General features: G+C 66.6%; 10 protein-coding genes and 1 tRNA gene. 8 read left to right on the top strand and 3 right to left on the bottom strand.

Annotated elements, in window-relative coordinates; translation table 11 throughout:
- The 3 genes from PLZ73_12120 to PLZ73_12110 form a co-directional block, all read right to left on the bottom strand.
- Positions 1 to 770, bottom strand: a 770-nt coding sequence (locus tag PLZ73_12120; protein ID HOO78618.1) for an oligosaccharide flippase family protein, incomplete at its 3' end; no start/stop codon positions are given.
- A complete protein-coding gene (locus PLZ73_12115; GenBank protein ID HOO78617.1) occupies positions 767 to 1,882 on the bottom strand; it encodes a glycosyltransferase family 4 protein in 1,116 nt (371 codons plus the stop codon). The genes PLZ73_12115 and PLZ73_12120, both read right to left, overlap by 4 nt.
- Positions 1,879 to 2,835: a glycosyltransferase family 2 protein gene (locus PLZ73_12110; protein ID HOO78616.1), complete on the bottom strand. Its 957-nt coding sequence runs from the start codon at positions 2,833 to 2,835 to the stop codon at positions 1,879 to 1,881. The genes PLZ73_12115 and PLZ73_12110 overlap by 4 nt, the downstream gene beginning before the upstream one ends.
- Before the next feature lie 158 nt (positions 2,836 to 2,993).
- Here PLZ73_12110 and PLZ73_12105 point away from each other — a divergent pair, with 158 nt between their 5' ends.
- The 8 genes from PLZ73_12105 (at position 2,994) to PLZ73_12070 (ending at position 9,993) form a co-directional block, all read left to right on the top strand.
- Positions 2,994 to 4,292 (top strand): MATE family efflux transporter, encoded by a 1,299-nt coding sequence (locus tag PLZ73_12105; protein HOO78615.1) that lies wholly within the window; start codon positions 2,994 to 2,996, stop codon positions 4,290 to 4,292.
- 104 nt (positions 4,293 to 4,396) lie between these two features.
- Positions 4,397 to 5,500, top strand: coding sequence for a PEGA domain-containing protein (locus PLZ73_12100; protein HOO78614.1), 1,104 nt, complete (start codon positions 4,397 to 4,399; stop codon positions 5,498 to 5,500).
- A gap of 1 nt (position 5,501) precedes the next feature.
- Positions 5,502 to 6,536: a CsgG/HfaB family protein gene (locus PLZ73_12095; protein HOO78613.1), complete on the top strand. Its 1,035-nt coding sequence runs from the start codon at positions 5,502 to 5,504 to the stop codon at positions 6,534 to 6,536.
- Between the two features lie 19 nt (positions 6,537 to 6,555).
- Positions 6,556 to 6,993: a YcfL family protein gene (locus tag PLZ73_12090; GenBank protein ID HOO78612.1), complete on the top strand. Its 438-nt coding sequence runs from the start codon at positions 6,556 to 6,558 to the stop codon at positions 6,991 to 6,993.
- A 16-nt stretch (positions 6,994 to 7,009) separates the two neighbouring features.
- Positions 7,010 to 7,618 (top strand): penicillin-binding protein activator LpoB, encoded by a 609-nt coding sequence (gene lpoB, locus PLZ73_12085; GenBank protein ID HOO78611.1) that lies wholly within the window; start codon positions 7,010 to 7,012, stop codon positions 7,616 to 7,618.
- A gap of 2 nt (positions 7,619 to 7,620) precedes the next feature.
- Positions 7,621 to 8,277 (top strand): hypothetical protein, encoded by a 657-nt coding sequence (locus PLZ73_12080; GenBank protein ID HOO78610.1) that lies wholly within the window; start codon positions 7,621 to 7,623, stop codon positions 8,275 to 8,277.
- 87 nt (positions 8,278 to 8,364) lie between these two features.
- Positions 8,365 to 9,834, top strand: coding sequence for a hypothetical protein (locus PLZ73_12075; protein HOO78609.1), 1,470 nt, complete (start codon positions 8,365 to 8,367; stop codon positions 9,832 to 9,834).
- 72 nt (positions 9,835 to 9,906) lie between these two features.
- Positions 9,907 to 9,993, top strand: a tRNA-Ser gene (locus PLZ73_12070).
- Positions 9,994 to 9,995 lie beyond the last annotated feature (2 nt).

The raw sequence follows: 9,995 nt of genomic DNA, 5'->3' as shown, positions 1-9,995 counted from the left end.
AGCATGTAGGGTATCCGGGCGAACTGTTGGGCGCAGGTGTAGTACCCGGCGGCCGGCCCCGGGTCCGGGGCCAGGGCCCTGACGAAATAAAGGTCGGCGTGCTGGATCAGGCTCACGGTGAAGGAGAAGAGGACCACGGGCGCGGCGAACGCGACCAGCTTCCCCGCCGGGAACGGCCCCCCGGAGCCGTCCGGGGCCGGGGCGAGGAACCCGGCGAGAACGGTGGCGCAGGCCACCGCTCCCAGGTACCCGCCGATCGCCCCGTAGACCTTCAGGGAGAAGATCAGGGCGAAGAGCAGGGCCACTTTGAGCAGGGAATAGATCATGGAGACGGCGGCTTCCCGGGAGAAGAGCCGAAACCCGTTGAGGACCCCCCGGAAGACCGAGTAGAGGCCGAAGAGGGGAAGAAAGAAAGCGCTGAGGCGGATGTAGCCGGCCAGGGCGGGGTCGTGCCAGAAACGGCTCAGGATCGGGGCGAGAAACCAGACGGCCGCTCCCAGAGCCAGGCCCAGGAAAAGCTGGATGCGGAGGGCGGCGTCCCGGACGGCGCGGGCCCGGTCGGGAGTCTCCGCGATATACCGGGCGACCGCGCGGTTGACGCCGGTGGCCAGAAAAATCCGGTAGTTGGTGAGGAGGGAGAGGAGGATGCCGAACACGCCGTACAGTTCCAGGCCCAGCACCCGCTTGGAGCCGACGTGGATGACCCAGCCGCTGGCGACGAAGGCCGCTTCGGCGGCCAGGAGCAGGAACGTTCCCCGAGCCGCGGTCATGGCCGTTCGAGCAGGCCGTCGATCGTGCGGCGGTAACTGTCGGCGACGGCGCCGATATCGAACGGCCGGGCGCTGGCGGCCGCTCCCGCCCGCATCCGTTCCAGCTCCCGGGGGCGTTCCAGGAGATAGCGCAGCCGGTCCCCGATTTCGCCGGGCCCGGCGCAGACGTAGCCGTTGACTCCTTCCTCGATCAGGGGGGCGACGGCCTCGGTGGCGGTGGAGAGGATGGGGATGCCCGCGGCCAGGGCTTCCAGGGCGGCCCGGGAATAGCCCAGGACCGAGACCGAGGAACGGTAGGGGAAGACCAGCAGCGAGCAGCTGCGCAGCCAGGGCCCGGTATCGGGCACGTACCCCTGGAAGAGCACGTCTTCCCGGCCCCGGGCGCGCCGGCGCAGACTTCCCTCCAGGGGGCCCTCGCCGTGAATGAGGAGCTGGGCGTTGGCAGGCGCGACCCGGATGAACTCCTCCAGGAGGAGGTCGGGGCCCTTATGCGCCTCCAGGTGCCCGAAGTAGCCGACCCTGATGGTATCTCCCGGCGCGCTCGCGCCTTCGCTCCCGCTCGCCTTCGCGTCGGTTTCGACGCCGGCGGGGATGAAGACCGTCTTCCCGGGGAAGAGTTTTTCCCAGTCGTCGCGCAGAGGAGGGGTGGTGCAGACGACGGCGTCGGGGGAGGGGGTCATGGCGCCCAGAAGCCGGAACCGGCGTCGCGACATGGTGGTGTACTGGGTGAGCAGGACCGGCGCCGGGAGCCGGCCGGTTGCCGCCCGGAAGACCTCCCAGTAGGGAAGCAGGTACTGGGGTCTCCAGAAGCCGGAGCCGAAGACGACCGCGTCGGGTTTCCAGCGCCGCACCGCCCTTCCCGCGGACCAGGGGAAGGCGCCTCCCAGCCGTCGGATTTCGTATCCCCGGTACTGTTCGCTCCGGAGGGCCCGCGGCGAATAGAGGGAGGTGAAGACCCCGACCCGGTAGGTCCGGGCCAGGCGCCCGACCAGGTCGTGGACGAAGGTGAGAATACCGGAGATCCGGGGCATGGGGCGGTAGTATTTGACCACGTAGGCCAGCCGGGCCGGGGCCGCGGGCGCGGAGATGGCGTCGTCGACCACGCGCGTCACTCCCGGTCCGGCGGCGAGCCCAATTCCATCTTCCGGATCCGGTACAGCCCCTCTTCGGTCAGCTTCCGGTTGGCGGCGATGGTGTCGGCCAGCAGCCCGATGACCAGGACCTGGAAACCGACGATGAGGAAGATGGCGGCGAAGATGAGGGATTGGATGTGCCCCTTCCCCTGGCCGACCAGGTAGAAATAGATGAACCGGCCCGCCAGGATTCCCCCCGCGAGCATGACCAGGCTCCCGATGGCGCTGAAGACCTTGAGGGGTTCGTACATGGTGTAGATCCGCAGGAGGGTGGCCAGGGAGCGCTTGACGTAGTCGCCGATGCCCCGGAAGAGCCGGCTGGGGCGGGTGGGGGAGTTGGTCCGGACGGGAACGTGGGCCACCGAGAGGCTGCCCTTGCCGGCCTGGATCAGGGTTTCCAGGGTATAGGAGAAGTCGGAGACGACGTTGAGGCGCAGGGCGGCTTCGCGGTTGTAGGCGCGGAAGCCGCTGGCGGCGTCGGGCACCTGCAGGCCCGAAAGCTTGCGCACCGCCCAGCTCCCCGCTTTCTGCAGGACCTTCTTGATCGGGGAGAAGTGCGCGATCTCCGCGACCTGCCGGTCCCCCACCACCATATCGGCCCGGTTCTCCAGAATGGGCCGGATCAAGGCGGGAATATACTCGCCCCGGTATTGGTTGTCGGCGTCGGTGTTGACGACGATGTCGGCCCCGAGTTTGAGGGCGGCACCGATCCCGGCCATGAAAGCCCGGGCCAGCCCCTTGCTCTCGGCCAGGGAGACGACGTGGTCGGCCCCGGCGCCCAGCGCCTCCTCCACGGTCCGGTCGGTGGAACCGTCGTTGACGATCAGGACCTCGACCGTCTCGATCCCCGCGATGGAACGGGGGATATCCCTGACGGTGGCGGCGATGGTTTTCTCTTCGTTCAGACAGGGAACCTGTACGATCAGCTTCATGTTTTTCTCCATCCGGCCGCACAGACGGCGCCGACTTCAACAAGTATTTTATAATACCGGGCGATCTGCTACCATGCCTGATAATGATTACCGGTTTCGGCAACCTTAATCCCCAGAATATCATACCTCCCCGGGTATTCAAGCTGGCTTGGCCGCTGATGCTGGGGATGATGTCCCAAGTCATTCTCAACATCTCCGACGCGGCCATGGTCGGCCACCTGGAACCGATCAGCGCCCGGGCCCTGGCCGCGACCGGGCTGGGTTCGATGGTCTTCATGGTCCTGGCGGTCACCTTCGAAGCTCTGGGAATCGGCACCCAGATCCTGGTCAGCCGGCGCTGGGGGGAGAAGTCCTACGAGGCGGCGGGCAAGGTGCTGTTCAACTCGCTTCTGCTCACCGCCCCCATCGGCCTGGTGCTCTCCGGTCTGGCCATCTCCCAGGTCCTGCCTTTCGTGGGGCTTTTGGTCCGGGACGACCAGGTCCGGCACCTGGTCAGCGTCTATGTGCGCATCCGCTTCATCAGCCTCTTCTTCTACCTGACCATGGCCTCGTTCCGGGGGTATTTCGACGGGGTGGGAAAGACCCGGATCCGGATGGAGTCGATGATCATCGTGGTCGTGCTCAACATCTTCTTGAACTATTTGCTCATCTACGGAAAATGGATCTTCCCCCGGCTGGAGGTGGCCGGGGCGGCCCTGGCTTCCACCATCGCGGTCGTGAGCGGCTCCGCCTATATCCTGATCTGCGCTTTCCGCGACACCAACCTGCGGTATTGCCGGTTTTTTTCGCCCCGGCACCTGTGCTGGGACTGGATGAAACGGATCGTGTATTTCTCCTTTCCCCGGGGGGTGAGGATGTTCCTCACCTTCAGCGCCTTCCTCCTCCTCTTCAAGATCGTGGGGATGGTCAAGAACGACGTGGTTTCGCTGGCCGCTTCCAACGTCCTGCTCACCATCCTCTCCTTCTCCTTCATGCCCGGGGTCGGGATCGGGATCGCCGGAGCCACCCTGATCGGCCAGTCGCTGGGGGCCCGCAAGTACGCGGCGGCCCGCAGTTACGGCTGGGGGTCGGCCCGCTTCGGCATGGGGTTCACCGGTCTGGTCGGGTTGGGGTTCATCGTCTTCGCCGGCCCCATCATTTCCGTCTTCACCGACGATCCCGGGGTGGCGGACCTGGCCTATTGGCCGCTGATCGTCCTGGGGCTGACCCAGGTCTTCCTGGGGGCGGGGACGGTTCTCTCCCAATGCCTGGACGGGGCCGGGGACACCCACTGGGTGATGCGGGCCGAACTGTTGATCTACTGGCTTTTTCTCATCCCCGCCGCCTACCTGGCCACGGTGGTCATGGGCTGGGGGATCGTGGGGGGCTGGGCGGCGTTCGGGGTGATGACCGTGGTCTATTCCCTGACCATGGCCTTGAAGTTTTCTACGGAGAAGTGGATGAAAATCGCCGCCTGACGGCGGGGGCGGGTTGAATAAAAATTCCTTCCCTCCGTCAAAGCAGGTGAGCGGCGAACCGCCGGATCACACGGAAACCCGAACCTTCACGAGGAGGACGAAGCATGAGATCAGCAGCGGTAACAGCGGCCGTGGTGTTGGCGGCTTCGGCGATTTGCGCCGGAGTCCGGGCCGACCCGGGGGAAGCGGCTTCCCCGAGGGTCGCCGTTTTCGTACAGAACCGGGGCGGCGCGGACCTCGACTCCCGGATCGATTCCTTCCGGGACATGCTCCTGGCCCGGCTCGCGGGAGAAGGGCTGACCGTGATCAGCCGTCAGGACGCCATCGACCGCTTCAAGTCCTCCGGCGCCGACCAGGCGCTGGAGCGGGTCGAGGCCCTGGCCCAGGGCGAACTGACCCTGGACGACGCCTCCGCCCTGAGGCTGGCCCAGATGCTCGACGCCGATTACCTGGCGGTGGCTTCTCTCGATTCCCTGGGCAACCGCACCACCAGCGCCGCCGCTTTCGGGGTGGCCAACCAGGTCGAGGAGTACACCCTCCGGCTTTCCCTGCGCATGCTGGACGCCGGCCGGGGGACGGCGGTGATCGGGGATTCGGTGGCGGTTACGGAAAAGATCCCCGCCACCGACAGCCTGCGGATCGAGGACAACGGGGAGTATCTCAACTCCCTGCTCTCGGACGGCGCCGAGCGCCTGGCCGCGAACATCGGGGCCCAGGCCCGGACGCTGGCTCCGCAGGCGCCTCCGGGGGCGGTTCCCTTCACCCTCGCCCTCAACGGGGTGGACGGGGCCACGGTGGAACTGGACGGGATGGTCATCGGCTCGGCCGGACAGGTCCCGACCCGGTACGCGGCGGCGCCGGGGATCCATTTCATCCGCATCACCCGCGATTGGTTCGAGCCCTGGGCCCGGAGGATCAACGTCTACGACGGCCAGACCCTGACCATCACCATGGAGCTGTCGGACGCGGGGCTGGCCCGCTACAAGGACCTGGAAGGGTTCAAGCAGGCCATGGCCGAATCCCAGGCCGGCATCGATATCGCCCGGGAACAGAGCGAAGCCGACGCCTACGCCAAGAAGCAGTTGGCCGAGGGCGAAAAGAAGCGCCTGGAAGAGAGCTACGAACGGATCGACACCTCCAACGTCACCGATTACTCGGTGGGAGACAATACCCCGCGGGTGATCGTGGAAGAGAAGAAGGAGCAGTAGGATGAAGAAGTTGTTCGCGGTATCCCTGGCGGTCCTGGCGGGAGCGGCTCTGGCCCTGCCCGCGCTCGGCCAGGAAAGCCCGGGGAAGAAAGATACCATCTTCGTCGGCCGGGTCAAGGTTCAGCCGTCGGTGACGGAACTGGCGGCCCGGGAAGGATACGGGGTCGACCTGCGCCGGATCGCCGATTCCCTGGAGACCCAGTTTCTCGGCGCCCTCAACGCCACCAGGCTCTTCCAGTTGGTCGACCGCTCCCGGGTGGCCGAAGTCCAGGAAGAACAGGCCTTCGGACAGGTGGCGGTGGGGACCGACGCCGCCCGGATCGGGCGGATGACCGGGGCCGCCTACGCCTTCTTCCCCGAGGTCGACGGTTTTCAGGTCAGGACCGATACCGACGTCTACGCGGGGATCGGGCGCGAGTCCGTCACCCGCCGCTACTTCCTCTCCATCCTGGTCCAGGTGGTCGACACCACCACCGGGGAGGTGCTGCCGGAATCGCCGTCGATTCAGGTGGAGCGGGTGGATTCCACCGGCATGGCCGCCCCCGGCCAGGCCACGGCCTCCGACCGGGTTCTGGTGGACATGGCCAAGGAAGCCTCGGGGCGGCTCACCCGGGACCTGCTCGGCCTGCTCAAGCCGGCCAAGGTTCTCAAGGTCAGCCAGGCCGGGGAGGGCAAGATCCAGCTTCTGATCAACCGGGGGGCCCAGGGCGGTTTCGGACCGGGCGACATGGTCACCGTCTATCATTACGAGGCGGTGACGGACGAAGAAACCGGGGAAGTCTACCGGGACAAGGTCCCGCTCTGCCGGGCGCGGATCATCCGGGGCAACGACCGCCAGAGCACGGCGCTGAGCATCGGCGACGATCTGGGCGTCACCGCCGGGTGCATCGTGGAGAAGGACGCCTCGGCCGAAGCCGGCGTCGAGATCCCCCGCGTGACCTGGTCCGGCGGGGAAGAGGACACCGGGACCGGGACCGCCCCGGTCCGGGTCAGCCCGGATACGCCGGGTTCCGGCGAACAACCGTTACAGTGGTAAACCATAGAGGAGGCGGAACATGAAGAAGGGCATAGCAATCTCGACCGTGGCCGCCCTGGCCTCAGTCCTGGCCGCCGGGCTTCTCTCCGGCTGCTCCTCCAGCGCGGGGATCTCGGGGTCGGTGACCGCGACCGAAGTCGCGCCGGGGGTGTACGAGTACAGCGAATTCGTGGTCGTCAACAACCCCAGCCTGGCGGATGACATCCAGATCGTCAAAATGTATACTGACTTCGTGGGCGACCTGATGCGGGCGACCGTGACCCTGGTCTCCAAGGAGAGCGACACCCAGAGCGTGCTCTACAATTTTTCCTGGTTCGACGGGCAGGGAGTCGAACTCGACGCCGGATCGACCCCGTGGTTGAACCTGGTGCTCTACGGCAACGACGCCGTCACCGTCCAGGGCGTCGCTCCCAACCCCAGCGCGCGCACCTTCAAGCTCAAGCTCAGAACCGAGTAACGCAAGGGAGGAGATGATGAGAGTCGGCACGGCAAAACTGATTCTTCTGGGGGCGGCGGCCCTGGTCTGCGGCTGCAGCACGACCTACGAATACGGCGACGCCCAGAACGTCCCGGTCTACGACACCGACTTCGGGGCCACCGATCTGCAATCGATCGCGGATAAGATGGTGGCCTCGCTGCTCACCTTCCCCCCCATCGTCCAGGTCACCGACCAACGGCGCCCGATCATCGTGGTCGAAAGCGTCAAGAACAAGACCGGCCAGCACATCGACACCGAGGCGGTGACGGACACGATCCGGACCCGTCTGCTGCGTTCGGGGAAATTCCGGTTCCTGGACAAGAGCACGGACAACCAGACCATCGACGAGATCCGGCGCCAGCAGGAGCAGGGGCTGACCCGGCAGGACGCCGCCGCCCAGTTCGGGACCCAGGAAGCGGCCGAGTACCAGTTGACCGCCAACATCACCGAGATCTCCCAGAGCAAGGAAGAGTTCTGGAACACGAAGAAGGCGGTCTATTACAAATTCACCATGAACCTGAAGAACCTGCGGACCGGCATTCTGGAGTGGTCGGACGAAAAAGAGCTGAGCAAGCTGGAAGTCAATCCGCGGTTCGGGTACTGATCATGAAAAAAGCAGTCTGCCGCCTGTCGATCGCCGGCGCCTGTCTCCTGGGCGCCGGGGTCTCCTCCGCCCAGACGCTCCCGCCCTCGGGGTTCTCCTTCGGCGGTTTCTACGAGTACCGGGTGGAGAACGAGATCGCCGACGAGAACCTCAACTTTCAGCAGTACGGCGCCCGGATCCAGTTCCGCGACCGACGCTGGGTCGAATTCTTCGTCGACCTGGGCGGGGAAACCATCGACTGGGAGCCGGTCGAGGGAGAGACCGCCCTCTGCGCGGGCCTGGGGGCCACCTTCTGGCTGATGCGCCAGGAGTACGGCTACGGGGCCTTCGACCTGGGGATCCACGGCAGCGGCTACTACGCCGATTACCAGGATCTCGAAGCCAAGGTCGGCGGGGCCAAGACCGACGTCGGGCACTACCGGTACCTGGTCCAGGCCGCGTTCCGCTCCCGGATCACGACCTACTTCGACCTCAGCCTCCGGGGAGGGATTCTGGGGTCCTATCTCGACCCCGATCAGGGTTCCACCGAAGACGACGTTCTCCCCGCCATCGACGTCGGCTTCATCGTCAAGACCGGAGTGAGGGGGCTTTCCGCCGCCCTGGACCTGACCTACTACCAGGGGGTGGGCGGGGGCATCCACCTCGACTACTGGTTCTGAACCGGATGCTCATGACCCCGGGGCGGGCCGTCCGCGCGCGGACGTCGAACGCGGGCGGCCCGCCCGGGTGAAGAAGGGGGATGGATCTTGAAGGAGCGGGCCGGCCAGGGATGCGGGAGGATCGCGGTCCTTGCGCTCGCGGTCCTGTGGTCTTCGGGATGCGCCAGCTACACCAGCCGGATGGCATCGGCCCGACGCAGCTTCGTCGAAGGCGACTACCCCTCGGCCCTGGCCGAGATCACCGACGACGAGTGCGAAGATTCCACCGACGGCCTGCTGGCCCTGCTGGAGCGGGGGACGATCCACCAGGCGGCGGGGGAGTACGAGGCCAGCAACCGGGATTTCGAGAAGGCGTACGGGGTCTTCCGGGACTTCGACCGCCGGGCCGACGTCAGCCTCCGCGACGCCGGGAACGAGGCCGCCGCCGCCGTCACCAACGAGACCGTGCTCCCCTACAAGGGCAAGGGGTACGAGAAGCTCCTCCTCTACTGCTACAAGGCGCTCAACTACCTCATGCTCGGCGACGTCCAGGGGGCCCGGGTGGAGCGCTTCCGCTTCGACCAGCAGCGCAAGGAGGAGGCCCGGCGGCACCAGGAGGAACTGGAGGAGGCCCGCAAGGAGGCCCGGGAACAGAACGTCAACCAGGCCACCATCGACCGGACCGGCTCCGATCTGCTCCAGAGTTTCGGCCCCGAGGCCCGGGCCCGGGCCTCCCGGGGAATCAACCTCTACCTTTCGGCGTTCGGCTCCTACCTCTCCTCCATCATCTACGACATCGAGGGGGAGTTCTCCGAAGCGGCCATCGACTGCTCCCGGGTCCTGGAGCAATGCCCCGAGTTCGTCTATGCCGGGCGCGACGCCTACACCTACGGGGAGGGGAGCCGGGTGCCCCTGCCGGGAGAGGAGTTCTCCCTGGCCGAGCGGGGCGACCTGGTGGTCTTTCTCCAGTGCGGCCTGGCCCCGGTCAAACGCGAGGTGTACATCCCCATCGCGATCGACAATTTCATCGTCTCGCTGGCCTTCGCCGTCTACGACACCGTGCCCACCAAGATCGCGGGCGCCCGGGTCCTGGTGGACGGCCAGGACTGGGGGACGACCCTGCTGCTGGACGACGTCGAGGCCCAGGCCATTCAGACCCTGGTGGACGACATCCCCATCACCGTGACCCGGCAGATCGTCCGCGCCGTCATCAAGGGAACGGCGGCCAACGCCGCCGCCGACGCCAACGGCTGGGTGGGGCTCCTCTTCGACATCTACAACATGGCTTCGGAGCAGGCGGACCTGCGCAGCTGGCTGCTGCTGCCCAAGAACATCCAGGGTTTCCGGGCCTACCCCCCCCAGGGGGCCCGGAAGGTCGAGGTCCAGGTGCTGGGGCCCGCCGGCGAGGTCCTGGGCAAGACCGGCCTGGATCTGGAACTGCGTCCCGACCGCTCCCTGATCGTGGCGGTCCGGGCGATAGGCTACACCCCCGAACTGCCGGGGGGGATGACGCTGACCACCCAGTGGCGTTCCATCCCTCGGGTCCCCCTGGGGACCCGGCCCCGCCCCCGGCTCTGAGCCGGGAAAAAACGCTTCCGCCCGGGGGCGCCCCTGCTTATCCTGTGGCCGGGGCCCTTCGGGTCCCCTTTCGGAGAGGTGCCGGAGCGGTCGAACGGGGCGGTCTTGAAAACCGTTGTGCCCTTGCGGGCACCGTGGGTTCGAATCCCACCCTCTCCGCT

The sequence above is a fragment of the bacterium genome (assembly GCA_035380285.1).
Taxonomy (GTDB): domain Bacteria; phylum Auribacterota; class Erginobacteria; order Erginobacterales; family DAOSXE01; genus DAOSXE01.
The sequence above is the reverse complement of the archived record's forward strand: the minus strand, read 5'-3'. Positions and strand labels throughout refer to the sequence as shown.